Genomic DNA, 24,256 nt, shown 5'->3' with positions numbered 1-24,256 from the left:
TGCGCGCCACATGATTTGTTCTTATTCAGCAATATACTTGTTGAGAATTTCATCATATTCTCCGCTGTCACGCAATTCCTGCAAACCTGTATTGATTTTCTCAAGCAAGTCCGCATTTTCGCCTTTCAGCACTGCGATGCCGTATTGGTCTCCAGTCAAACGGTCTCCAACGGTTTTCAATTCCAGTCCGCTTTCAGCGATTGCATATGCAATAACCGGATAATCCTCCAGCAAGACATCGGCATTGCCGTTTGAAACTTCCTGGAACATCGACGGGCTGTCCTCGAATTGCGCTACGGTGTAGCCGTATTTCGATTCATTGTCCATTGCGAATTTAGAGCCTGTGGTACCGCTCTTCACTGCGACTGTCTTGCCTTCCAGATCTTCAAGCGACGTAATATCGTTATTGTCTTTCGCTACTACCAATGACAAACCTGCATCAAAATATGGATCCGAGAAATCCACTACATTTTTCCGCTCATCCGTGATGCTCATCCCTGCAATAGCTACATCCAATTGGCCTGCTTGCAATGCCGGGATGATCCCGCCAAAGTCCATCGGATTGAATTCGATTTCAAAGCCCTGGCTTTCAGAAATAGCATTGATCAAATCGATGTCAATCCCTGTATATTCGCCATTTTCCTCAAATTCGAACGGAGGATATGTTGTATCGATTCCGACTTTATACGTTTTGTTTTCAGCTGCCCCATCCCCTGAGCCGCCTGTTTCTTCTGCAGGCTCATCTGAACCGCATGCCGCAATGATCAGCATGGCTGACAGAAGAAGCAATAATAAACTGAAGTTCTTCATTTTGGTGCCCCCTTGTTTTCTTTTATTGAAAGACTAGTAACAATATATCATATTTTCCTCAAAATCAGAACCTTCTCAACAAAATAAACGGCCTTTTCTCATAGGGAGCATCGCCTTCATCCACTCGCTTTGGCAATTTCCCGTTTTTTCCGGAGTCGGATGAACAAGCGGAAATTGTGAATCAAGGTCTTCAATACGGCATACACCGGAATGGCGATCAGAATCCCGATAAACCCGTAAAGCGCGGCTGCAATCAGCAGGAGCAGGATGATCGTCAAGGGGTGGATGTCCAGCCGGCTTCCCATGATATTCGGCGTAATGAGGTTCCCCTCAATCTGCTGCACAACAAGCAGCACCAGAATCACTTTAACCGCCATAATCAGCGGGTCATCGCCTACCAGCGCGACAAATAGAGCCGGGATAATGCCCAAAAGGGGTCCAAGAAAAGGGACAATCGTCAAGCTCATGGCAAAAAAGGCCAACAGCAGGGCATTTTCCAATCCGATAATGAGATAGCCGATAAACATCAACACTCCGATGACGCCAGCCACAATCGCCTGGCCGACAATATAATTCGACAAGGTTTCATCGACGTCTTTCAGCACCTTTCTCCCTTCCGGCTTGTGTTCTTCTGACAGGTATTTCATCAGATGCGGGATCAGCTTTTCGTCATCCTTCAACAGGAAAAACAGGATGAACGGCACCACAATGAGCACGACCGCCACGTTCATCAAGACCCCTAAAATATCCATAACGTTCTCCATCAAGTTGTTCGAGAGTCCTTCTACATAGCCGAGGATGTTTTGCTGTACTTTCGCACCAGACAGCCCGGCAAATTCAAAGCCAGAAATGACGCTTTCGGATTCCTCCGTCATTTCTTCCACGGTCTCCGGCGCCAACTCCCCGAGTGTGGCCATTTGCGCTTTGATCGTTGGGCCGAAGAAATACACCACGAGGGCAATAGCGATTGCAAAAACTGAAAAAACCACAATAATTCCTGCGATTTTAGGAATTGCGCGCGTCAATAAATGCAAAAAAGGGCGAATAAGATAATATAAAAGTCCGGCAATCAAGATCGGCGCGAATATCGTCGTAATGACGACTTGGAACGGCCAAATCGCATAATCGATTTTCCCAAGAAAGAAAAGGATGATGACGACTAATAAAGTACCTGTTGCATATTCAAAAAAGGGTTTGTGGATCCACATCATTGCATACCTCCTTACAAAAAATTGAAAATAAAAAAACGCAGTAAAAAAGCGAAAGCAAATTCATTCTTCGCCTTCGCTCTTTTGATGGTTATTCTTCTTTTTCCAGTTCTTCCAGCTCGCGGTGTGTTTGCGGGAAAGCATTGGCCTGCCACTCATCCCGGTACGCGGAATCCAATTGCGTCAGCCCTTTTTCAGCAGGGTCGACATCCGCTTCCACGCTTTCGCGCTGGTCCACTTCGTTGCTGTTGCGCATGTCGATATCACGCGGTACATTCAATTTGTTTTTTTCCTGGAAGGCCTTGAAAACAAAAACTCCGGCGCCAGCCGCGAGTGCACTTCCGATCATTGTATTCATTGTTGATTTTTTCATCTAAATCCCTCCAAATGATATGCCATATAGCTTTCTTCTATTTTGTATACCCTTAAAATTACTTTTTAACTGCTTCGCCGAAAGATTTTTTCTGCCATTCAGTCTTTCATGGCGCGAAGCGCCTCCTCTTCCGCGGGAATCCGGACGAAAAGGAGCAGCAGAGCATTGGCGGCCGAGAAGGCGATTGCCGTGCGCCAAGCGCCGAAAATCAAGGGCAACGAAGCGATTTCAAGAGCGACTACAATATAATTAGGGTGTGGAATCCAACGGTATGGCCCCCTTTTCACTTTGTCCGCACCTGGAAGCACAAGAATCTTAGTGTTCCAAAAACGGCCTAACGAAGCAAGCGCCCATACCCGCAATGCCTGGGCCAGGATGAAGATGCCCAGGAAAACCGCCCAGCTGCGTCCGGCTTTTTCTCCGAGCACAACGACTTCTGTAAATAGCGCGGCAAAAAATAGGATGTGCAGCAGAACAATCCATTTATAATGTTCTGCCCCTGCTTCGAATGCTCCCCTTTTTTTCATCTTCCGCTCATTTGAGCGGGCATAGGCCACTTCAAGCAGCCGCTGCAAAACGACGAAGCCAAACAAGCTATAAAAAAACGTCATCGGCTGCCATCTCCCCATTCCAGCCAGAGCATCTCGGAACTGAAGCCAGGGCCTAAGGCTGTAAGCAGCCCCTCTTCTCCCGCTAATGCCCCTTTTTCGATAAAATCCTTCAGCACATACAAGACAGTCGGCGATGACATGTTTCCGTTGCGGGCCAGCACATTCCGCGAGATGTCCGTTTTGTCCTTCGAAAAACCGAGCGACTTCTCATAAGCTCTCAATACTTTTTTGCCTCCGGGATGTGCAATAAAGTGGCTGATGTCTTCCGAGGCCTTTCCGAGCCCTTCCAGAAACCCTTCTACATTCGGCTTCAACCATTCTTCAATGATCTTCGGGATATCCCGCGAAAAGACGACATGGAGCCCTTCGTCCTTAACATCCCACCCCATGACGTCTTCTGATTGGGGCATCAATGTCGATTGCGTATTGCGGATGTGAAATCCGCCGTGCGGCGGCCGGACATTCGACCCAGTGATCAGCACGCAGGCAGCGCCGTCTGCGAACAAAGAAGTGCCGATCAGATTGCTTTTTGATAAATCCCCCCGCTGGAACGTCAAACTGCATAGTTCCAGGCACAGCACAATCACCTTCGCATCCGGATAAGCTTTGCAGAAGTCATGCGCCCGGCTGAGACCCGATGCCCCTCCCGCACAGCCAAGCCCCCATAGCGGAATCCGTTTGATATGGGGCGGCATCCCCAGTTCATTCATGATCCGGGCATCCACGGTAGGGGTCGCCAGCCCGGAACTGGAGACAAAGAAGAACGCGTCGATTTCGGATTTGTCTACACCCGCTCCTTCCAGACAGCGAGTGACTGCCCGGCTGCCCATCCGGACCGCCTCCTCGACATACAGGCGGTTCTTTTCTTCTAGGCCGCGCTCTTTTTCAAACCATTCCAGCGGCGCCGCGAAATACCGCCCTTCGATTTGGCCATTGCCAAATACTTTGAGCAGCCTTTCAATGTCGGCATACTGATCGCCGAACAAATTCCGGACAACGCCGACAATTTCATTTTGGTCGACATGGTGCGGGGCATTTTCAGTCACCACTTTCCAGATAAAGGACATATTCTTCGCCTCCTTGATTAGTTAGCCAAAAAACCAGCGTTTCCAGGGACTCAGCGAGTGTCGGAACCCTTGCTGAAGGGTATATAAACTTTATACAAAGGGGGAATAAGTTATGCAGAAAAACAGTTTCTTGAAATTCAGCAACTATGACGAGTTCCTGGCTGCTTTCCACCGGAACGAACATCCGTTTTTCGCCGTCGCCCATAGAGGAATTTGGGGGCCCGCTCCGGAAAATTCGCTGCCGGCTTTCCAAAAGTGCCTGGACGAAGGCATCTATTTAATAGAGATGGATTTCCAAAAAACGAAAGACGGCCATCTGATTATTCTTCATGACAGCACTGTCGACCGCATGACAAATGGAACCGGCGAAGTAGCGTCGCTTGATTTGTCCGAAATCCGCTCCCTCTATCTTAAAGAAGGGAATGGCGGACCCCATGCACGCCTTACGAATGAGAAAATCCCGACGTTTGCGGAAGCGTTGTCCTTGCTGAAAGACAAAGCGATGATCAATGCGGATAAATCCTGGAATTACCGCCAGGAAATTTGCGAGATAGTAGATGAGGCCGATGCTTTTGATGATGTGCTCCTCAAAAGCCGCCAACCGGTCAGCAAAGTGCTTGAATTTTTTGCAACGCAGAAAAAAGCGCTGCATTACATGCATCTGATTGATGACAGCAACCTTTCCCAGCTGGACGAACTGCTGGAGCAGTGCCCTCTTTCTGCCATTGAAATCCTTTTTCATACTGAATACGACCAAGCCATTTCCAAAGAAACAGTGAACAAGATCAGAGCCTATACAAATGTCTGGTGCAACGCTCTGGACGATGGGGAGAATGCCGGGCATAACGATTCGTTGTCACTGATAGACCCGGACAACGGCTGGGGATGGCTGCTTGAACGTGGCGCAAACATCATCCAGACCGACCATGCGAAAAAAGCGGAGGAATACGTGGCCCTGCGGCAAGAAAGCGGAAGCTGACTTACACTTCCGCCTTTTTCTGCTGCCGTTCCTCTGTTGCCGCCCTCAAATACTCAATCAACTTCAACGCCACCCCTTGGGCAGAGGCAGGGTTCTGCCCTGTGATGAGCCGCCCTGATGTATGAATGCATTTGGTGAAAGGCAGATCGGCCATAGTGAACAGCGCCCCTCTTTCCCGCAGTTTCTCTTCCAGTGAAAACGGAATATCCTTGTAAAGCAGCATGATTTTTTCTTCCATATCCGAAAACCCGGTTACAACATGGCCTGCAAGCAAATAGCGGCCATCGGACAGTTTGACGTTGATAAGCGCGGCTGGCCCATGGCATACCGCGGTAACAAATCCGCCGTTTTCATAGATATCTTTCGTCAGTTCCTGCAGCTTTCGGTTGTCGGGAAAATCCCACATCGTCCCATGCCCGCCTGCAAAGAAGATGGCTTCGTAATCATCGGCATCGACTTGCTCTGGAACGAGCGGCGAATGCAATCGGTCCATCAATTCGTCGTTCATGTAATAGGCGCGTGTTTTTTTATTCGTGAGCACTTCCAGCAAGCTTCTCGGATCAATCGGAACCCGCTTGCGGGCAGTGCTGATAATATCGACTTCGAACAACGGCCTTACTTCATGATAGAAATCAGTGAGCTCCCTGAGCCAGAGCCCGGTCTGCTTCCCTCTATTCCCCAAGACCGCGTGATTGGTGACCACAATCAAAATCTTCTTCATTGCCTAGCCTCCTCCTTCATCACGTTCTTTTTTATTGGTATTCCCCACCATACAATTTTTAGTCATAGAAGCTGTTTAGCAACAAATAATTGTCAGAATATAAAGATTTATTATTATAAATCTCCTTCTTTTATGCTACAATGGACTTAAATCAGGGAGGGATGGACATGAAAATCTTTCTATCTTTAGCAGCAGCGTTCGTTCTCGCTTTCAGTGCTTTTTCTGCTCCCGCCAAAGCTGTCGTCACATTTGATGACCTCTTCGCCACCGACCCATTTGCGTATGAGATTATTTATCTGTATGAAGAAGGGATCATCAGCGGCTATCCGGATGGCACCTTCCGGCCGTATGCCCCTGTCACGCGCGCACAGGCCATCGCGATGATTGGACGTGCCCTTGAACTCGATGGCACAAAACGGGCCACCCCATTCAGTGATGTCAGTGCCAGCCACACTTTCTCAGGCTATATTGCCTCAGGAGCTGAAGAAGGCATTATCTCGGGATTCACAAATGGCACCTTCCGGCCGAGCCTCGCTGTCACACGCGGACAGTCGGCAGCCATGCTTGACCGTGCATTTGATTTCCCTGACGCCCCGGACAACACTTTTAAGGACATGTCGCCGAATATGTACTCCTTTGATGCCGTTTCCCGCTTGGCTTACCAAGGGGTCATCCAGGGCTATCCGGACAACACCTTCCGGCAAAACCTGAATGTGACGCGCGCCCAGTTTTCAGCATTTCTTGCCCGCACGATTGAACCGTCTTTCATAGCGGATAAACGTGAACTGCTGAATACCGCAAATGACATATTGGCCGAATTGAAAGCGAAGGACTTCGCCAGCATCGCCTCTTATGTCAGCAGCCAGGACGGATTGGTTTTCTGTCCTTACAGCGGCGGATGCCTCGGCAATCAAGGTCTTTCATTCACCAAAGCCCAACTGCCTGGGTTCATGCAGAACACCCAGGATTATGAATGGGGCTTCCAGGACGGCAGCGGCTTCCCGATCGTCATGACGCCCGCTGAATACTACAACGCGTACTTGATGGATGCCACGTATGAGCAAAAAGAACGCTACGGCCGGACCGAACAGCCTTTGACGCAGGAACAGATCAAAGAGCGCTTCCCGAATGCAACCGTGGTCGAGTTCTATTATCCGGGCACACAGCAGAACAGCTTCATGGATTGGCAAAATCTCAATATGGTTTTTGAGAAAGACGCCAACGGCAACTGGATCCTCGTAGCATTCGTCAATAACCGCTGGACCATTTAAGTCAATAGAAAGAGGGAGCCGGTTTTCCGGCTCCCTCTGAGCTTGTAGACGAAAGAATAAATAATTTTTAAATTTTATAAATATGTATGAAATGTAAGCGATATCGGGATCCTCCACTTCAGGCGGACGCGTTCCGCGGGCTTGCGCCGAACTAACTCGGACTCGCGTCCGAGTGGATTTCGGCACTTCGCTATCCCGCTGGAGTCGCCGCCTTCCGTTGCGGATTCTGAAGCCAGCGGCTTTTGTATCCAGTAGGTTTAAGCAGCATAAGTATTCTCGCCTTATCTTTTAGATACAGGTGACGCTGCCGACCGGTCTGGCCACGAGACTCCTGTGGGACCAGCTCGAGCTGAAGGCCCCGCAGGAAAGACTTGGCCTGCCAAGTCTTTGCGACGAAGCTAGCGCAGCGATGCAGGAGCATGGTTTTTCAGTGACGAGGAGACTGAAGCCGAGCCCACGGAAAGCGAAGTGGACAGGCTGGTCGGCTTCTGCATTTCTATTCATCATCATTAAACTTTGTCTACAGTTTGAAAGGGAGCCGGTTTCCGGCTCCCTCTTTTTATTTTATTGAGCAGTTTCTTGAAGCAGTTTAACCAGCGCTTCTTCGAAAGCTTCGTTGTGTTCAGGGCGGCGCTTTTTCGGCCCTTTCATGCGCCCTCCGCTCTGGCGGATTTTCTTCGCAACATGGCGGCCGTGAAGAAGCCCTTCGATGTTTTCTTCCGTATAGGTGCGGCCGTTCTGGTCAATCGGAACGCCGCGCTTTGCAAGCACCATTGCAGCAAGGCCGTAGTCCTGCGTCACCACGATATCGCCTTTGTCGACCCGGTTGACGAGCACAAAGTCGACCGCGTCCGCCCCCTTGGACACGGTGATGGTTTCAGCGCCTTCACGCTGCATGATGTGCGAAGTGTCGCAAATCAGCAGAACCGGCAGGCCGAAGCGCTTGGCTGCAGCAATTGTCAAATCGACCACCGGGCAACCGTCTGCATCGATCAATACTTTCGTCATTGGCTTTCCCTCCGTGCATTCAGCTCATCCACCATCTTCTCGGCAGCTCTTCTGTATAAATTGCTGGTATGGATCAGGGACGCAATCAATAAGATCTGCTCCAGTTCCTCCGCATTTTCCATTCCGCCGACTTCTTGAGCAGCACTCCTTGCCTGGCGTTCGAGACCGTCTGCGAAAATCTCCACGTTCCCGCGTTGGACTTCCAGGAAACTTTCATAGAACCCCTCGAGGCTCCAATCCCGCTCCGCCGCTTTTTCATTGAGGCCCTCGAGCACCTTTTTGACATCATTGATCGACAATCCGCTTTTCATCTGGTAAATCAAACTGATCAACATGATATGGTTGCGCGTGTATTTCTTGTTTTGCACCGGATAGAACAATTTCCCTTTTGCATAATTATTGACCATGGTTTTTGTCAGGATCTTTTCATCCTCATTGCGCTTCGTTTCTTCAAATGCTTCTTCAAACAGCTGGATGACCTGATCGATGTACAAATCGATTTTCGGAATATCCCCAAGCCGGACTTGGGTGCCGGGCGCCAGGCTGTCCATCAATTGTTTGGTATCCATCATCCTACTCACCTACATCAGGTTATTTGATAGCTTTATTCTACCCTATTATCTCTTTTACGCCAAACTTGATTTCATTTATCAATAGTAGTATCATTTTATGTAGTTATTAAAACCACGTATAGCAAGGAGTACATATCATGACAAAATATATACGCGAACCGTTCAATTCACTTTCACACTTAACCGGCGCCATTCTTTCATTTATTGCTTTGCTCGCCATGGTGATCAAGGCATCTTATCACCAGGCGCCGCCGCTCCATTTGGCATCCGTCGTCATTTTCGGCTTAAGCTTGATCGGCCTGTATGCCGCTTCCGCTGTATACCATGCAATCAATGCCCACCCGAGAACCATCGCTTTTTTCAGGAAACTTGACCATTCCATGATCTATGCACTGATTGCCGGTTCGTATGCCCCTTTTTGCCTGATTGTGCTCGAAGGCTGGCTCGGAAATCTGCTTTTCTTCCTAGTGGCGGCCATCGGACTGAGCGGCATCTTCTTTAAAATGATCTGGTTTCATTCGCCGCGCTGGCTGTCGACCATCCTGTACATTGCTATGGGCTGGATCATCGTCTTCGCCATCGTCCCCCTATCGGACAGCTTGGCATTCCAAGGCCTCCTGCTCCTCGTTGCAGGGGGCATCCTGTATACGATTGGCGGTTTGATTTATGCATTGAAGCCGAAACTGTTCGCCAATACCCATTTGGGCTTTCATGAAATATTTCACTTGTTCATCCTGGCGGGGAGCTTTTGCCATTTCCTGTCGGTCTATTTCTACGTCATCTGATGAAAAGTCCTGCGCCTCCTTCTTTTTGAGGCGCAGGACTTTTTTTGAACGAAGGATTCTGATATTCCCCTTTTGATGCCCCGCAAGCAGCTGATACAAGGCCCCCTTTTTCATGGAGCGGCTTTCATGTTATGATTGTCCAAATATTTCTAAGGAGAAGTGATGAAATGGAATTGACCAATGAAGACAGCCGGCTGGCCGAAAAATTATTCAATGCGTATTTGCAGAACGAACCGCTCCGCAAAGATGCCATTCCTGCGGACCTGGAAAAAAGTGCGGCATACCGCATCCAGCACGAAGTCACATCGAAGAAGACGACCGATTCGGCCGAAGAATTGAAAGGCTATAAAATCAGCTTGACCAGCCCGGAGACGCGGGAGCTTTTCCAATCGGAAACCCCTTTGTATGGTGCACTGACAAGTTCTTCCCTATCAGACGGCGTAATTGAACTGGACACCATGATTTCTCCGCTGCTGGAGATCGAATTGATTTTCATTTTAAAAGAGGACCTTTCGGCTGAGGATGATGTCCATGCCATACTTCAGAAATCGCTTGTAGCGCCAGGCATCGAAGTGCCGGATTCCCGTTTTGAAGACTGGTTCCCGAAAATCACACTTGGCCAAGTGATTGCCGACAGTGCCGTCGCCGGCAAAATTATCACTGGCACTCCGAAAGACGGACTTACTTTCGGGGAACTGCAAGGGATCCAGGGCACACTGGCGTTGAATGGGAAAGAGCTGGCCACTGGCTCTTCAAGCGCTGTACTAGACCATCCTGCCAATGCAGTGAAATGGCTTGCAGAAGAGCTGGCCGGACATGGGGCTTCGTTGAAAAAAGGCATGTTCGTTTCTTCCGGCACCTTCACGCTGCCGCATCGCTTGGAAAAAGGGGGCTATACGGCCAGCTATGAAGGGCTCGGCGAGGTTTCTTTAAACGTACGTTGAACCAGCGGCCCAATAAGGCCATACATGCAAAACTGGCGGAGAAAGCATTGCTTTTCTCCGCCAGTTTTTGTGTTTGATATTAAGCCGCTGCTTTATGGCCTTTGATGACCCAGCGGTAGTAGAAGATAATCATCAGCACAAAGACGCCTAGTATAAAGTACAAGTTCGAATAGCCGAACAGCCCGGCAATGAGGCCAAGCGATACCGAACCGACAGCAATGCCCGAATCGTAAAGTGCGAAAAATGTACCGGTTGCGTAGCCGCTCCGGTGTTTGTCAGCCGCTTCGATGGCCAGTGTCTGGAAACTCGGAAGAAGCGTGCCGTAGCCAAGGCCGACAAGAGCCCCCGAAAGCAGCAGCATCCAGGCAGAATCCGTATAAGCCAGCGAAAAAAGTCCGACGGCAAACACGATGCAGGACGGAATAATGACTACATTCGGTCCATGTGCATCAAAAATACGTCCCGTGATCGGCCGGACGAGCAGCATCGCAATGGCATAGACCACAAAGAAGAAGCTCGCGGTCTGAATAAGGCCAAGCGATTCCGCATAAACGGAGATGAACGCAATGATGCTGGCATAGGCAAAAGAGATCAAGAATCCGACCGTTGCAATCGGCAATGATTTCTTTTCCAAAAAGTCATCCAGCGCAAGTTTGCGTTTCTCCCTCGGGCGCACCCGGCCATCTTCCTCTATTTTTACCAGGAATGCACACAAAAAGCCGATGGCCATAATTATGCCCAGCACCATGAAAATGACATGGGAGGCCAATATAGGCTGCAGCGACAAGACGATGAACGGGCCCGCTACGACGGCCAAGTTCATCGCAATGCCGTAATACCCCAGCCCTTCGCCCCGGCGTTCCGGCGGAATGATGTCTGCTGCAATCGCTCCGGCCACGGTCGTCACCAAGCTGAACCAGATGCCATGGAAAAATCGAAGCGCCAGCAGCGGCGTGAAATCATTGATGAACACGTAAAGGATGGTGCTGACGGCAAACATCAGCACACTGATGATCAATACCCGGCGCTTGCCGTATTTCTCCAGGATCATGCCGGCGATAAACCGGACAATGATGGCCGATACCAGGAACACCGACACAGCCAAGCCGGCTTGCGCAGCACTTCCGCCCAAATCCGACATGACGTAAATCGGGATGAATGTCAGCAATGCGTAAAACACCGCAAAGATGAAGAATGTGCTGATGGAAATATTGATGAAATTTTTCGTCCAGATCGGCCTTTTTTCATTCATGTGCCGCACCACTTTCTGACGGGCTGCCGATTTTCTGCAGCAGGTTCATCAATTGCTGCTGCTCCCCATCAGACAACGGAGCGAGCAGCCTTTCTTCGACTTTGAGGATCCGTCCTTCGATGTCCCTCACCTTCTCTTCGGCCTGCTCCGACAAGTGGACGATCCGTTCCCGTTTGTCTTCCCCTTCTTTTCGCACCACCCACCCGCTTTCTTCCAGCCGCTGGACGGTCCGGGCCACGGTCGGCGCTTCGACATTCAAGTATTGCCAGATCCCTTTTTGGGTCATCGGCCCGAATTGCTTGAGCGTAAAAAGGACCGACCATTGCGAACTGTACAGCCCGAACTCCTTCAAGGCCTCGTTGACTTCTTTCACCGATAGCCGCGACTTCTGGTGGATTTCATGAAACAGCATTTTTTGCATAGAATATTTCTCTCCCTCGATTAGTTACCTAAGTAAGTATATGGAGGAATCGCGGATTAGTAAAGGTAAAAGCCCGCGTTCTGCATCGGCAGAACGCGGGCTTTAGATTCCATTAAATGATGATGCCTTGTTTTTTCGCATCGAACAGCAGCTCGTCCCGGAAGTTCGGGTGGGCGACGCTGATCAGGCGTTTGGCGCGTTCCGAAATTGAAACGCCGTGCAGCCTGGCGATGCCGTGTTCAGTCACGATATTGTCGACATCGTTCTTGCCGGTCGTCACGACAGATCCTGGCGCAAGCTGGAGCTTGATGCGGGAAATCGTATCGTTTTTGGCAGTCGACGCCATGCAGATATAGCCTTTGCCATTTTCGGCAAAACGTACCCCCCGTGCAAAATCGATCTGTCCGCCGCTTGAAGAGTAGTACTTGCCTCCGACCGTTTCGGAAGCACATTGTCCGAACAGATCCACTTCCGTCGTGGCGTTGATGGAGACGATGTTCTTCTCTTTGGCGATTTCACGAGGGTCGTTGACGATGCTCACCGGCTGGAACTCCACTACCGGGTTGTTGTCGATAAAGTCGTATAGCTTCTGCGAACCGAACGCGAATGTGCCGATGATCTTGCCGGCATTCGTGAATTTCCGGGTACCGTCAACGGCACCGGACTTTACCAGATCGACGATGCCATCCGGCAGCATTTCCGTATGGATCCCCAAATGCCGGTGATCCTTCAGCATGCTGATGACGGCATTCGGCACGGAGCCGATGCCGATCTGCAGCGTATCGCCGTCCTGGATATCTTCAATGATCGACGCTGCAATCAGCAAGTCCTTGTCCCCGACAGCTGCGGTCTTCTCTTCTGTCAGCGGCTGATGGTGTTCGACAAAACCGGCAATCTGGCTGATATGGATCTGGTTGCGGCCGTAGGTTCTCGGCATATGTTCATTGACTTCCAGGATGAACGGCACTTTGCCGACAAATTCCGAAATGTAATCGGCCTGGGTGCCGAATGTGAAGTACCCGTGCTCGTCCATTGGCGATGCGACCGTCATGATCATCGACATCTTTGTCACTTTCTGCAGCATGCGCGGGATTTCATGGAAGTTGTTCGGCACAAGTTCCATCTTTGCATCCTGGTAGACTTTCCGCGTGGCGCCGCTCAGGAAATAGGAAACGTGCTTAAGGTTTTCGAATTCGCCCTGGATATACCGGCGGCTCCGCAAAGCGAGCATCTGATGGATTTTTACACCCTGCAGCCCTTCTGCGTGTTCCTCCAATATATCGAGCAGCCGGACCGGTTCGCCATTTGCAATCGGCACAATAATGTCGGCGCCTTGGCCAACAAGGCCAATCACTTCTTGTGGATCTAATTTCTTTGTCATGGATTCAACACTCCTGATTTACGAATATCTTTAAACTTTACCACAGCTTTTTAAGATTTCCCACGATTCGCCAGTAGCCATTCTATTCCTACTTTTCAGCAAATAACACCCTTCATTTCGGGCTGCTGCCCCTTCTCGCGATGCTGAAAATCAGGCCCCCAATGCCGAAAGCTGCGAGCAATCCCCAAAGGATGAGCAGCACCATCGATCCGGTTCCCGCTTCCGTTGTTTGGCTACTGTATAATTGGAGCGCGAAGAAAGCCAGACTGACCAGTGCGATGCCTCCGAAATAAATCAATCGCGTTTTAAAACTGAAGTTCTTCATAACGTCCTCCCCTTTGTTTTGTGTCTAACTGGATTTTCGTCCAAACGAGCGCTGAAAAAATACTAAATAAAGAATGGCATCCATCCGCATCTTCCTTCCAGAAGTTCCATTACCTGTACCATTCACGTTTAGGCAATGGTTTAAACAATGGAGGCGGATGGACACCATTCTAGCGCCCTGTTATTTAATTAGGAACTTGGTCTGGCTGAAGCCCTCTTTCGATTTTTTCACTTCCAGGATTGCCGGGATTGCGGCTTTCAATTCCTGGACATGGGAAATGACGCCGATCATGCGGCCTGATTTTTGGAGATCAATCAGCGTATCGATCGATTTGTTCAACGACTCCTCGTCGAGCGAACCGAATCCTTCGTCGATGAACATCGTATCGATGGCGACATTTCCTTGGAAACTTTGGATGACGTCCGCCATGCCAAGTGCCAGGCAAAGCGAAGCATTGAACTTCTCCCCGCCCGATAAGGTTTTGACATCGCGTGTCTGGCCGGTATAGGCATCATACACATCGAGGCCGAGGCCGCTCTGTTTGCCGCGCGCTTCCTGCCGGTCGGTGCGCATCAAGTAGAACTGGCCATTCGACAAGTTTCTCAGGCGCTCATTTGCCGATTGGATGATCTGTTCCAGGTATTCAATCTGCAAATAGCGTTCAAAGGAAATCTTCGGGCCGTTATGCCCGCGGATCATGTCATGAAGATCGGCAATGCGGTTCAATTCCTGTTCGGCCTGCGCCATTTTCTCCGAAGCCTGGATAATTTTAGCCGCCAGTGCATCGGCTGCCCCTTTGAAATCCTTGGACTGGTTCCATGCAGTAAACGCCCCTTCGTATGCCGCCTTCATCTGGTCCATTTCAAGCTCCAACAGGCTGAGATCCGATTTCACGCGCCCTGACAGTTCATGGTGCAATTCCATCACCTGTTCATTCACCGTATGAAGCGTCTGCCTGAATGTGGCAATCGACTCTTGCAAATCGCGCCGCTTCGGCTCTGCCATTTTCGCCAGCTGATAAGCCGCTTCCGATTCAAAGGCGGATTTTCGCAGCGCTTCCTGGAACTGCTCCCAGGCCGCTTCTTTTTTAGCCTCGATTTCTGCCGCCGCTTCTCTTGTGTGCTTGACAGCGACCACCGCGGCTGCCGCCCCTTCTTTCGCCGCTTGCACGTCCTGCTGCGCTTTTAGCCAGCGTCTTTCAAGCTCTTCTTTTCTGCTTCGGGTCTTCCGGATCTTGTCATCCAGCAGGACAGACGTGCGGACCCCTTCTGGAATCGCAAGAAGGCGTTGGTCGAACACCGCTTTCGCAGTTGCAAAAGCTGCAGATTGCTTTTGCGTCGCTTCCGCCAATGCAGTTTTTTCGGTTTCCAGCCGTTCAGCTTTTGCCGACTGGGCCGAGAAGCGCTCTTTCAACGTGCGCAGCTCTTTTTTGTCCAGAAGCAGCCCTTTGACTTCACGGTCAAGCGAAAGCCGCTCTTCTTCCAGTTTCGCGTAAACTTTCCCCGGCTCTTCTGTAGCCAAGCCTAGCTCCGTTGCGGCGCGGCGCTTCAAGACGAGCTGTTCTTCGAGTGCATTCAATTTCGCAAGCACATCCCGGAACTGGCCATCCGTTTGGTCCAGTTTCGCCTTCGCTTTTTCCAGCTGTTCTTTCGGCACCGTTTCATGGTGCACCTCGCCGGCTTTCGCTGGATGCTCCGTGCTTCCGCATACCGGACAGGCATCCCCTTCATGGAGCGCCGCAGCTAAAACTTGCGCCTGGCTGCCGAACCAGCGGCTTTCAAGCTCTTTATAGACGGCGAGTTCCGCTCCATAAGCGGCTTCTTTTCCGCCCTTCTCTGCGGTCTGGCGGTGCCATTTCGTTTCAAGATCCGACACTTCCTGCATTACTCGGCATTGCTCGTTCAATACAGATAGGGCAGCGCTCTTTTCGTCAAAGCTTTCAAGCTTCTCCTCCAAAGCGGCAATCGCAGTGGACAAGTCCTGGCAGGCAGCTTTTTCAGCGAGCCACGCAGCGCCGGCGCGCTTTTCATCCGCCGCTGACTTTTCCGCAGCAGCTTCCATCGCTTTCAGTTCCGCCTCTTGGGAAGCCAGTTCCTTCACTGCCGGAATCAGCCCTTCCAGCTGAAGAAGCTGCTGCCGGACTGCATCCCGCTCCTCTTCCGATTGCTGCTCTGCAGCATATGCCGCTTCTGCAGTTTTCACGTTTTCTGCTGCTTGGAGCTCCGCATTTTGCGCTTCGGCATACAGGCGTTTTTTCTCAGCCTCGTTCCCTTTAAGCTCTAAGAACAGGTTTTCAAGCCCTTCGATCAGGCTTGCCCGTTCCGCATTCTGCAGGGCCCGTTCCTGTTCTTCGAATGAAGGCAGCTGGGCGTTCAGCTGGCTGAGGCGCAGCTCTTTCGCTTCCAGCTCGCTGATTCTGTCGTTCCATTTTTTCGCTTCGTGGTACGCAGCCTGTTTCTCACTATGCTGCTTGAACACCAAGTGATAGCGTTCTTCATCCCGGCGTTCTTTTTCCGCGTAAAATTCCGCCTCGCTCTGGAGCGCCGAAAGCACTTGGTGAATATTGATGTGATCCCGCTGCAAGAGTTCGGACAAACCCGATTCCCGCGCAGGCAAGGCTGAAACAATGCCGCTGATATGGCCGGCAAGCACCTGTTCTTCGATGCCATAGGCTTTTGCCGCCGCATCTTTCTTCGCTTTCAAGCGTTCGCTGATCATCTTATACGGTTCTGTCTTGAAGATTTTCCGCAAAATTTCTTCTTTATTGTCCGTTTCCGAAGTCAGCAGCTTCCGGAATTCCCCTTGCGGCAGCATGACAATCTGGCTGAACTGATTTTGGGTCAAACCAAGGATGTCTTCCACTTTACGGTTGATCTCGGAGACAATCTGGCGCTCCACCACCGGGACTTCGCCGTCTTGTGTGATTTCAAAAAATTCATAGCGTTCACCCGTCGGGCTTTTGTTACCCTTTTTCACATGGCTCATCTGGCGCAGGATCCGGTACCGTCTCCTATGTATCTCGAATTCCATCTCGACGCACGTATGCGTCCCGTCTTCGGCAAAATCACTCCGCAAATTTCGGCTTTCCGCTCTATCAGAGCCGCTTGCTGAACCGTAGAGCGCAAAGCAGATGCCGTCAAAAATCGTTGTCTTGCCGGAGCCGGTGCTGCCGGAGATGACAAACAGCTTGTTGCCTTTCAAATCGTCAAAATCGATCGTCTCAGTCTTTTTGTATGGCCCGAAAGCCGTCAATTTCAATTTCAAGGGCTTCATTGCTTTACCCCTTCTTTCTCTTCGGTTTCTTCGCGGAGAAATTCCTCGAGTACATCCTTGAAAATCGCTTCCGTCTCTTCGGAAGCCGCTTCCCCTTTCACTTCTTCGTAAAAGGCATGGAATAATTTCAATGGATCCATTTCACGGCGCGACCCTTCTGCATTCCGCACGCCTGCCCCGCTGAACGCTTTGCGCTCCACATGCATGGCATTCGGATAGACCGAGCGGATCTTTTCCATCGGATACAGGATCGGCGTTTCATCGAGCAGCTTCACAAACACAAAATCTTCATTGGGTTCGTGCTGCATGATGTCTTCCATAAAACCTTCGACTGTGCGCATATCCCGCTTTGGCTCGAGCAATTGCTTTTCTACGGTGACGTTGCCTTCGCCGTCCATTTCTACAATGAGGAACCCTTTTTTATGATGCTCTTCTGAAATCGAATATTTCAGCGGCGAACCTGCGTAGCGGATGGTTTCATTGAGCACATGGTGGGCTTGGTGCAAGTGGCCGAGCGCCGTGTAATGGAACGGCTCAAAATGACAGGCGTCGACGTGTTCGGCGCCCCCGATCGACAACGGGCGTTCCGAATCGCTTGTATTGTCCTGCTGTTCGCCGTGCGGCGTGACAAATGCATGTCCGATAGCTACATGGCGGGCGTGCGGGTCCAACCCGTCCACGATGCGGCGGGTCAACGCATGGGCCGCATCATTATGCGTACGGACTTCCTCGTTTTCCAGCACATAGCGGACCTGGGACGGATCCGCGAACGGCAGCAAATGAAAATGCACTTCGCCGAATTCATCTTGCAAAACGACCGGCTCATGCCCTTTTCCGACATGTCCGGAAATGTGGATCCGGTTCTTCTTGAAAAAACGGCTCCCGAAATTCAGGCGCCCCGGGCTGTCATGGTTGCCGGCCACCGCAAGGACGGGCGTATCCAATTCCAAAACGATTTTGGCCAAGGTTTCATCCAGCAGATTGACCGCTTCTGTCGGCGGCACTGCCCGGTCGTATAAATCCCCTGCAATGATGACGCAATCCGGGCGCTGTTCATCGATGGCCGCAGCGAATTGCTCCAGAATGTAGCGCTGTTCTTCAGTCATGTAGACGCCTTGGACAAGCTTGCCCAAATGCCAGTCAGCGGTATGGAAAAACTTCATAATTCATGCCCCTTTCCTGAGTGAAAAGAATATATGTTCGTTCCATTATACACGAAATCCAATTGCTTGTTTTCTGTTATTTGATGTTCTATAATAAGAACAAACGTTCTATTAAAGGAGTGAAATTCGATGAAAGCACAGATTCTTAAAGCATTTAAGCATCAGCAGCTTGTGGATATGATGTACATGGCAAATGATGGCACCATCAGCAAACGCCGCATCAAGATTTTAAAAGCCAGTGGGGAGACATTTCAAGCATACTGCTTTCTCCGGAACGAAAAGCGCACGTTCAAAATGGAGAATGTGCTTTCATTGATTCCGGTGACCCGCAAAGAACGCATGATCATCTAACGCCTCTCCATTTTGTGATAAACTGATAAGAAATGGCTCTTGGAGGGGTTAGTATGAGACTGACAATTTACCTGGCTGGAGAAATTCATAGTTCATGGCGCGACGAGATCAAAAAGAAATCGCTGGCACTCAATCTGCCAATCGATTTTGTCGGCCCGATGGAAGACCACGAACGCTCGGACAATATTGGCGAGGAGATCCTGGGCAAGCAGCCCGGCGCTGTTTCTAAAGACGCAGCGGCTTCGAGTTTAAACAACTTGCGGACCGGTGTCCTGATGCAAAAATCCGATCTCGTGATCGCCCTGTTCGGGGAACAGTACAAGCAGTGGAACACCGCAATGGATGCAAGCGCCGCTTTGGCGGCAGGCAAACCGGTCATCATCATCCGCCCGGAAAACCTGCACCACCCGCTGAAGGAATTATCGCGCAAGGCAAATGCAACCGTCGAAACCTGCGACCAGGCGCTCAAAGCGCTGGCCTATATTTTCGAATGAAACAACACACAGCTGCCGCTCGGGCAGCTGTGTGTTTTCGGTTTCCGGGAAATACGCTCGGCTTTGGTTGATATACGCTCGGCTAGGAAAAAAACGATTCTGCAGCGCGTCACTCTTTGACCCGCTGACTTTGCTGTGAGAAATTCTATTTCTAAATAATAGCAATTTATCAAATGCAACGAGTCGACATATTAAAACTTTGTTTTTCAAATGAAAAACTCACAGAATCCTCCATCTTCAATTAATAGGTAAGCTAGAATATATACAAGGAGCAATCGGAGGAGATGAGAAGAATGAAAAAAATGATTTTACTTGCCGTAATCGCTTACGTCTTATCTGCTTGTAACCAAGAAATTGATTCTGGCAGTTATGCAATGATTGTTGTGGTAAATAACACTGAATATAACGGCACCGAAGCAAATCTAAATGATTTTGAAACAAAGGGAGTAATAGGAGAAATTACGAAAAGAGTCCCCGCTAAGGTGTTTCCGAATAATAATCAGTCAAATTTTTTTGAAGAAGGTTCCATTATTTATTCGGTTAAAACGGATCCCTCATTTATTATTGTTGAAGATCCAGAGGGAGAGCAGTATTTACTTCAACAATCTCCCGGAGAAACTTAAAAAAGATAATAGCAATCATATTCAGAACCACATGAAACTTTAAGCACACCCAGGCTCTCCACCGGTTGAAATACGATTCTGCAGCGCGCCAACTATTGACCACTGAATTCACTGCAATAAAAAAAGCCCTCAAGGGGCTTTATTTTTATTGGTACCATGCGCCGACGATTGGATAATCGAACTTCTCATTGTTCAAGGCTTTGATGATTCCCATAACCGGCACGATGATGGTCATCAGTCCGAAGACGATCAGCATCGGAATGCCGATGATGACAACGATGAGCAGGCTCGAAATGAAAATCAGGATCCCCATCGCCAATTGGAACAGCAATGCTTGGATCGACAACTTTTTCACTTCATTGTCGGCAGAGATTATGAACACAATAAACGGCACGAGAAACGGTGCAAAAAACGCGCTGGCGTGGACAAGCACTTTCAATCCGGTATTTTCCATTTCATTGACCTCCAGTCAATTTTCTTGCGTATGGTTAGTATACGGATAGCGAGCCCGAAAGTTTCAACTTTCTATTCACTGATGCGCAAAATCACTTTGCCGAATTGCTTCCCTTCTGCCAGACGGTCAAAAGCCTCCTTGGCACTCTCCAAAGCGAAGACCTCGTCAACAATCGGTTTGATGCCGTGTTTTTCCATAAAACCAAGCATGCTGCGAAGCTCTTCCCGGCTGCCCATCGTCGAGCCGAACAGCTGGTATTGCCCGTAGAAAAAGCTGCGGAGGTTGAAGTCGACATTGTCATCCGTCGTCGCACCGAAGATGACGATGCGTCCGCCTTTTTTCAGGACGTCCAACGAACGGTTGAACGTGGCGGCGCCGACGCTGTCGATGACCAGGTCGACCGTTTCATCCGCCAATTCCGCTTGCCAGTCGCTGTCTGTTGCAATGGCCCGGTCCGCACCGATTTCAAGCGCATGGGTGCGTTTTTCCTCGCTGCGTGATGTGACAATCACCCGCGCACCGGCGCTTTTCGCAAATTGGATCAGGAATGTCGCGACGCCGCTTCCTGCTCCGGGTATGAAGAGGGTTTGCCCTTTTTGCACTTGCCCCTTCGTGAACAGCGCCCGGTATCCGGTCAACGCCGGCAGCACCAAGCCGCCCGCTTCTTCCCAGTTCAGATGTGGCGGCTTCTTTTCCACCTGTTCCGCCGATAAGGTGATCTTCTCAGCGAACGTCCCATGGTCCGGCATGCCGAGAATATCGAATTCCGGCGGGGGCGCATCGCTGTTAGCGAACCAGCGCAGCGCCGGGTTGATGATCACTTCGTCCCCGACCGCCACATTGGCGACGCCTTCTCCGACTGCTTCCACGATCCCGGCGCCGTCCGAACCAATGATTAACGGCTCCGGATTGTCGCCGTAGCGCTTCGGCAGCCCGAGGTCGCGGCGGTTGATGCCTGCTGTTTTCAGTGCCACCACCACTTCGCCAGCCCTTGCTTCCGGCTCTTCCATCTCCTTTATTTTCAATTCTCCAGATTCAATGGCAAAAGCTTTCATTTAATCATCCTTCCACAAATTGTTTGCTGAACAATTCCAGTTGATCTTTGCTGACAATGTCCTGTGATAACAGCGGGATGAAGATGAGCTCCTGATTTGGGAACGTCTCTTTGATCAACTTGATGTACTTCTGTTCATGCTTTTTCCGTTCCATCAGGAACTGGCCGTCCGCTTCTTCCGGAAGGACTTTGTTGACGATCAGTGTTTTCACATGCAAATGGTAGTTATGCAGGAGCTCCAATGCCTTTTTCGTCTCCAGGATCGGCAGCCGTTCCGGATTCAGCACGAAAATAAACCCAGTTTCCGCTTCGTTGAGCAGCACGTCCCGTGCCTTAGAAAAGCGCTCCTGGCGTTCCCGGAGAACGTCGTAGATCGGATCTTCGCGGGGTTCGCCGTCGTTCAGCAGCGCCGTGTAATTGGCGTTGGTCTTCCGCCGTTTTTCCAGCAGCCCTTCAATCCAGACGCCCATCAGCTCCGGCAGCGTCAAGAGCCGGATCGTATGCCCTGTCGGCGCTGTGTCAAATACCAGTTTATCGAAATTCTTGCGTTCTTCCAAAATGATGTGGATGAGCTTGTCGAACAGTGCCGCTTCGTCAGCTCCGGGCGATGCCTTGGCTGTGTCGAGCTGGCGGTTCACTTCCTCCATCATGCTGGTGTGGACGCTGCCTTTGATATTGGCTTTTACCCCCTTGATGTAATTCTCCGTCTCGACTTCCGGATCGATTTCCAAAGCAAAGAGATTGTCGGCAATCTCGATGGTCTTCCCGCCGATTTCCCGGTTGAAAATATCGCCGACGTTATGCGCCGGATCGGTTGAGACCAGCAAGGTTTTATTCCCTTCTTTTGCGGACTTCCACGCAATGGCAGCAGCGGACGTCGATTTTCCGACGCCCCCCTTGCCGCCGACAAAAATGATGCTCTTCGATAATACGTCCATGGATTCCCCTCGTTTCTATCAATGGCTAACAGCAGCGGATGCCGCTCAATGGCGATTTCTCCATGCCCATTCGCAGATGCCAGTCATGGAATTCTTCAATCATGTACGGATACAATTCAAGCGTGTAGTAATAGACGGGATTCGGGATGCCCAGCATTTCCGAATACAGCATCAACAGGAACATATCGTCTTCCGCCCGCAATTCTCGGGCAATCTCGGTCCGGTGCGGCAACTCCAAGACTTCTTCGTAATAAGCCATCAGTTTTTTGAGCTTATCGAGCATGTCCTACACCTCCTTCGTTATGTATAACGAAAAGGGACCACAGCGTACATGATCCCTTTTCCCGGTCAGTTTAATCGATGTCAATATCCGAGAATCCCGGATCTTTGTGACCCATGAGCGCCTGGATGGCAGTCAGGATGATCCACAGCGTAAAGACGAAAATGATGGCGCCGAAGACGAACAGCAGTGTATTCGGCGATTCTGCGTACCACGCCCATTGCAGGAATACCTGCTGGAACATCGCCCACAGCGTCATGAACATCAGGAAAATCATCGGGATCAATGTGATCATATAATTCCTGCCGAGTTTTCTCAGCCAGATCGAAATCAGCAATAAACTGATTCCGGCGAGCAGCTGATTCGATGTGCCGAACAGCGGCCACAGCAAGTATCCGCCGGAACCGAAGCCGTTCGGCCCTTCCGGGATCAATACAAGCGCCGCACTGGATACGACGGCAAGCGTAGTGGCTACATGTGTCTTCTCAAGCGCCGGCACGTTGTATTCAGAACCAAGCTCCGCAATGATATAGCGCATCAAGCGGACAGAAGTATCAAGCGTTGTCGCAGCAAATGACACGACAATGATCGAAACGATCGTGGCCGCAACGTCTGCTGGGATGAACAATCCTTCTGCAAGCTGGGATGCTCCTTGGATGAACGCACCGAGCCCTGCTCCGCTTGAAGCCTGGAAGCTGCTGTAAGTAGCGAAAAACTCATCGCGGCTCGGGAAGAACGTGATAACGGCAATAATTGAGATCAACGCCAAGACCCCTTCACCGACTGCTCCAAGGTAGCCGACAAAACGGGCATCCGTTTCTTTATCAAGCTGCTTGGACGAAGTCCCGGACGACACGAGGCCGTGGAAGCCGGAAATGGCGCCGCAGGCAATCGTGATAAAGAGCAATGGGAACCAGGAGACGTCCGCATCCGGATTGGAAATCGGCGCGGTGATTGTCGGGTTCGTGAACAACAAGCCAAGGTACAGGATCGCCAATCCGACGATCAATTGATGCGAGTTGATAAAGTCGCGCGGCTGGAGCAATTTCCAGACCGGCAAGGTCGAAGCGATGTAGACGTAGATCATCAAGATGATGATCCAAATAAAGAACGCGGTTGAAATCGCACCGAGGCCGAACAGCCCGGCACCGTCTTCCCCGCCCATATAGCGGACCAAATCAATTTGCAGGAAGCTGACTTGGCTGGAAATGACCGCCGCAAAATACATGACCGCGAGTGCAATCAAGGACGGCACAAGCATTTTCTTGTTCCGTTTGTAGACGGCATGTCCGATCCATACCGCCAGTGGAATCTGGATAAACACCGGCAGCACGCTCGCCGGGAACGAGATGAACAAGTTCGCGATAACCCATGCGAATACCGCGTTGACCATCAGCACGAGGATTAAAATGATAAAAAGGAATAAGATCTTCCCGCGCTGGCCGATCAGGCGATGTGCCAATGTGCCGACTGATTGCCCTTTGTTCCGGACAGACAGCACCAAGGTCCCGAAATCATGGACGCCGGCGGCAAAAACGGTTCCGAAGACGACCCATAAAACAGCCGGCAGCCAGCCCCAGTAGACCGCGATCGCAGGTCCCAAAATCGGTGCAGCTCCTGCAACAGACGTAAAGTGGTGGCCCCATAATACAAACTTATTGGTCGGGACAAAATCCACTCCGTCCTTGTATTTGTGGGCCGGCGTCACATAATTGGGATCCAGCCTGAAAATCTTTTCCGCCACGAACTTCGAATAAAAACGATAGCCTAACGCAAAAATAAAAAGTCCGATGGCAGCAAGTGCGATTGCATTCAAATGCTTCAACTCCTCTTCCATTTTCTACAAGCAGACGTGCTTGTAGTTTAAGCATAGGGAAGTTTCAGAACATTGTAAACGC

At 50.5% G+C, this 24,256-nt stretch carries 26 protein-coding genes; 7 read left to right on the top strand and 19 right to left on the bottom strand.

The features are described from left to right. Positions 1-21: 21 nt before the first annotated feature. From ACTL32_RS14380 to ACTL32_RS14360, 5 genes are all read right to left on the bottom strand, one after another. On the bottom strand, positions 22-810 hold the full coding sequence (locus tag ACTL32_RS14380; RefSeq protein ID WP_441342140.1) for a transporter substrate-binding domain-containing protein: 789 nt from the start codon (positions 808-810) through the stop codon (positions 22-24). Positions 811-926: 116 nt separating this feature from the next. Then, a complete protein-coding gene (locus ACTL32_RS14375) occupies positions 927-2,021 on the bottom strand; it encodes an AI-2E family transporter (RefSeq protein WP_441342139.1) in 1,095 nt (364 codons plus the stop codon). Positions 2,022-2,109: 88 nt separating this feature from the next. Then, positions 2,110-2,391 carry a hypothetical protein gene (locus tag ACTL32_RS14370; protein WP_204893366.1) on the bottom strand — a complete coding sequence of 94 codons (282 nt, stop codon included), beginning with the start codon at positions 2,389-2,391 and terminating at the stop codon, positions 2,110-2,112. A gap of 98 nt (positions 2,392-2,489) precedes the next feature. After that, positions 2,490-3,002, bottom strand: a complete 513-nt coding sequence (locus ACTL32_RS14365) for an isoprenylcysteine carboxyl methyltransferase family protein (protein WP_441342138.1) — start codon at positions 3,000-3,002, stop codon at positions 2,490-2,492. Next, positions 2,999-4,069: a type III polyketide synthase gene (locus ACTL32_RS14360; protein WP_441342137.1), complete on the bottom strand. Its 1,071-nt coding sequence runs from the start codon at positions 4,067-4,069 to the stop codon at positions 2,999-3,001. The genes ACTL32_RS14365 and ACTL32_RS14360 overlap by 4 nt, the downstream gene beginning before the upstream one ends. 112 nt (positions 4,070-4,181) lie before the next feature. On the opposite strand from ACTL32_RS14360, the gene ACTL32_RS14355 reads away from it, so the two are divergent. Next, complete coding sequence (locus ACTL32_RS14355) at positions 4,182-5,048, top strand: glycerophosphodiester phosphodiesterase family protein (protein ID WP_441342136.1); 867 nt, start codon at positions 4,182-4,184, stop codon at positions 5,046-5,048. Position 5,049: 1 nt separating this feature from the next. On the opposite strand, the gene ACTL32_RS14350 is transcribed toward ACTL32_RS14355, so the two are convergent. Beyond that, a complete protein-coding gene (locus tag ACTL32_RS14350) occupies positions 5,050-5,769 on the bottom strand; it encodes a type 1 glutamine amidotransferase domain-containing protein (RefSeq protein ID WP_441342135.1) in 720 nt (239 codons plus the stop codon). Positions 5,770-5,936: 167 nt separating this feature from the next. Here ACTL32_RS14350 and ACTL32_RS14345 point away from each other — a divergent pair, with 167 nt between their 5' ends. Next, positions 5,937-7,040: an S-layer homology domain-containing protein gene (locus ACTL32_RS14345; protein WP_441342134.1), complete on the top strand. Its 1,104-nt coding sequence runs from the start codon at positions 5,937-5,939 to the stop codon at positions 7,038-7,040. 564 nt (positions 7,041-7,604) lie between these two features. Here ACTL32_RS14345 and ACTL32_RS14340 read toward each other — a convergent pair. Further along, positions 7,605-8,048: a YaiI/YqxD family protein gene (locus ACTL32_RS14340; protein WP_441342133.1), complete on the bottom strand. Its 444-nt coding sequence runs from the start codon at positions 8,046-8,048 to the stop codon at positions 7,605-7,607. Continuing rightward, complete coding sequence (locus tag ACTL32_RS14335; RefSeq protein WP_441342132.1) at positions 8,045-8,620, bottom strand: DUF1836 domain-containing protein; 576 nt, start codon at positions 8,618-8,620, stop codon at positions 8,045-8,047. The genes ACTL32_RS14340 and ACTL32_RS14335 overlap by 4 nt, the downstream gene beginning before the upstream one ends. A gap of 137 nt (positions 8,621-8,757) precedes the next feature. Between ACTL32_RS14335 and trhA the strand changes: the two genes are divergently transcribed. Next, the gene (gene trhA / locus ACTL32_RS14330; protein WP_441342131.1) at positions 8,758-9,405 is read left to right on the top strand and encodes a PAQR family membrane homeostasis protein TrhA; all 648 of its coding nucleotides are present in this window, start codon (positions 8,758-8,760) and stop codon (positions 9,403-9,405) included. Between the two features lie 167 nt (positions 9,406-9,572). Next, positions 9,573-10,349: a 2-keto-4-pentenoate hydratase gene (locus tag ACTL32_RS14325; RefSeq protein WP_441342130.1), complete on the top strand. Its 777-nt coding sequence runs from the start codon at positions 9,573-9,575 to the stop codon at positions 10,347-10,349. A gap of 79 nt (positions 10,350-10,428) precedes the next feature. On the opposite strand, the gene ACTL32_RS14320 is transcribed toward ACTL32_RS14325, so the two are convergent. The 6 genes from ACTL32_RS14320 to ACTL32_RS14295 all read right to left on the bottom strand — a co-directional run bounded on the left by ACTL32_RS14320 (position 10,429) and on the right by ACTL32_RS14295 (position 18,164). Beyond that, complete coding sequence (locus ACTL32_RS14320; RefSeq protein ID WP_441342129.1) at positions 10,429-11,601, bottom strand: MFS transporter; 1,173 nt, start codon at positions 11,599-11,601, stop codon at positions 10,429-10,431. Next, complete coding sequence (locus ACTL32_RS14315) at positions 11,594-12,022, bottom strand: MarR family winged helix-turn-helix transcriptional regulator (RefSeq protein WP_441342128.1); 429 nt, start codon at positions 12,020-12,022, stop codon at positions 11,594-11,596. The genes ACTL32_RS14320 and ACTL32_RS14315 overlap by 8 nt, the downstream gene beginning before the upstream one ends. Before the next feature lie 112 nt (positions 12,023-12,134). Then, on the bottom strand, positions 12,135-13,403 hold the full coding sequence (locus ACTL32_RS14310; RefSeq protein ID WP_441342127.1) for an acetyl-CoA hydrolase/transferase family protein: 1,269 nt from the start codon (positions 13,401-13,403) through the stop codon (positions 12,135-12,137). Positions 13,404-13,515: 112 nt separating this feature from the next. Continuing rightward, positions 13,516-13,728, bottom strand: a complete 213-nt coding sequence (locus ACTL32_RS14305) for a hypothetical protein (RefSeq protein ID WP_441342126.1) — start codon at positions 13,726-13,728, stop codon at positions 13,516-13,518. Between the two features lie 180 nt (positions 13,729-13,908). Next, complete coding sequence (locus ACTL32_RS14300; RefSeq protein WP_441342125.1) at positions 13,909-17,001, bottom strand: AAA family ATPase; 3,093 nt, start codon at positions 16,999-17,001, stop codon at positions 13,909-13,911. Then, the gene (locus ACTL32_RS14295) at positions 16,998-18,164 is read right to left on the bottom strand and encodes an exonuclease SbcCD subunit D (protein WP_441342124.1); all 1,167 of its coding nucleotides are present in this window, start codon (positions 18,162-18,164) and stop codon (positions 16,998-17,000) included. The genes ACTL32_RS14300 and ACTL32_RS14295 overlap by 4 nt, the downstream gene beginning before the upstream one ends. A 129-nt stretch (positions 18,165-18,293) precedes the next feature. Between ACTL32_RS14295 and ACTL32_RS14290 the strand changes: the two genes are divergently transcribed. The 3 genes from ACTL32_RS14290 (at position 18,294) to ACTL32_RS14280 (ending at position 19,632) form a co-directional block, all read left to right on the top strand. Continuing rightward, positions 18,294-18,515 (top strand): transcriptional regulator, encoded by a 222-nt coding sequence (locus tag ACTL32_RS14290; RefSeq protein ID WP_441342123.1) that lies wholly within the window; start codon positions 18,294-18,296, stop codon positions 18,513-18,515. Positions 18,516-18,568: 53 nt separating this feature from the next. Further along, positions 18,569-19,009, top strand: coding sequence for a YtoQ family protein (locus tag ACTL32_RS14285; RefSeq protein ID WP_441342122.1), 441 nt, complete (start codon positions 18,569-18,571; stop codon positions 19,007-19,009). 293 nt (positions 19,010-19,302) lie between these two features. After that, positions 19,303-19,632, top strand: a complete 330-nt coding sequence (locus ACTL32_RS14280; protein WP_441342121.1) for a membrane lipoprotein lipid attachment site-containing protein — start codon at positions 19,303-19,305, stop codon at positions 19,630-19,632. A 145-nt stretch (positions 19,633-19,777) separates the two neighbouring features. On the opposite strand, the gene ACTL32_RS14275 is transcribed toward ACTL32_RS14280, so the two are convergent. From ACTL32_RS14275 to ACTL32_RS14255, 5 genes are all read right to left on the bottom strand, one after another. Next, positions 19,778-20,086, bottom strand: coding sequence for a DUF4870 domain-containing protein (locus ACTL32_RS14275; RefSeq protein WP_441342120.1), 309 nt, complete (start codon positions 20,084-20,086; stop codon positions 19,778-19,780). A 71-nt stretch (positions 20,087-20,157) separates the two neighbouring features. After that, positions 20,158-21,141: a zinc-binding dehydrogenase gene (locus ACTL32_RS14270; protein WP_441342119.1), complete on the bottom strand. Its 984-nt coding sequence runs from the start codon at positions 21,139-21,141 to the stop codon at positions 20,158-20,160. A 4-nt stretch (positions 21,142-21,145) separates the two neighbouring features. Beyond that, positions 21,146-22,078, bottom strand: a complete 933-nt coding sequence (locus ACTL32_RS14265) for an ArsA family ATPase (protein WP_441342118.1) — start codon at positions 22,076-22,078, stop codon at positions 21,146-21,148. A 25-nt stretch (positions 22,079-22,103) separates the two neighbouring features. Next, positions 22,104-22,361 carry a cory-CC-star protein gene (locus ACTL32_RS14260; RefSeq protein ID WP_204892722.1) on the bottom strand — a complete coding sequence of 86 codons (258 nt, stop codon included), beginning with the start codon at positions 22,359-22,361 and terminating at the stop codon, positions 22,104-22,106. Between the two features lie 70 nt (positions 22,362-22,431). Further along, the gene (locus ACTL32_RS14255; protein ID WP_441342117.1) at positions 22,432-24,174 is read right to left on the bottom strand and encodes a carbon starvation CstA family protein; all 1,743 of its coding nucleotides are present in this window, start codon (positions 24,172-24,174) and stop codon (positions 22,432-22,434) included. Positions 24,175-24,256: the final 82 nt, after the last annotated feature.

Source organism: Planococcus sp. FY231025, from assembly GCF_052078085.1.
In the GTDB taxonomy this organism is placed as follows: Bacteria; Bacillota; Bacilli; order Bacillales_A; family Planococcaceae; genus Planococcus.
This window is presented reverse-complemented; position numbering and strand designations above follow the sequence as displayed.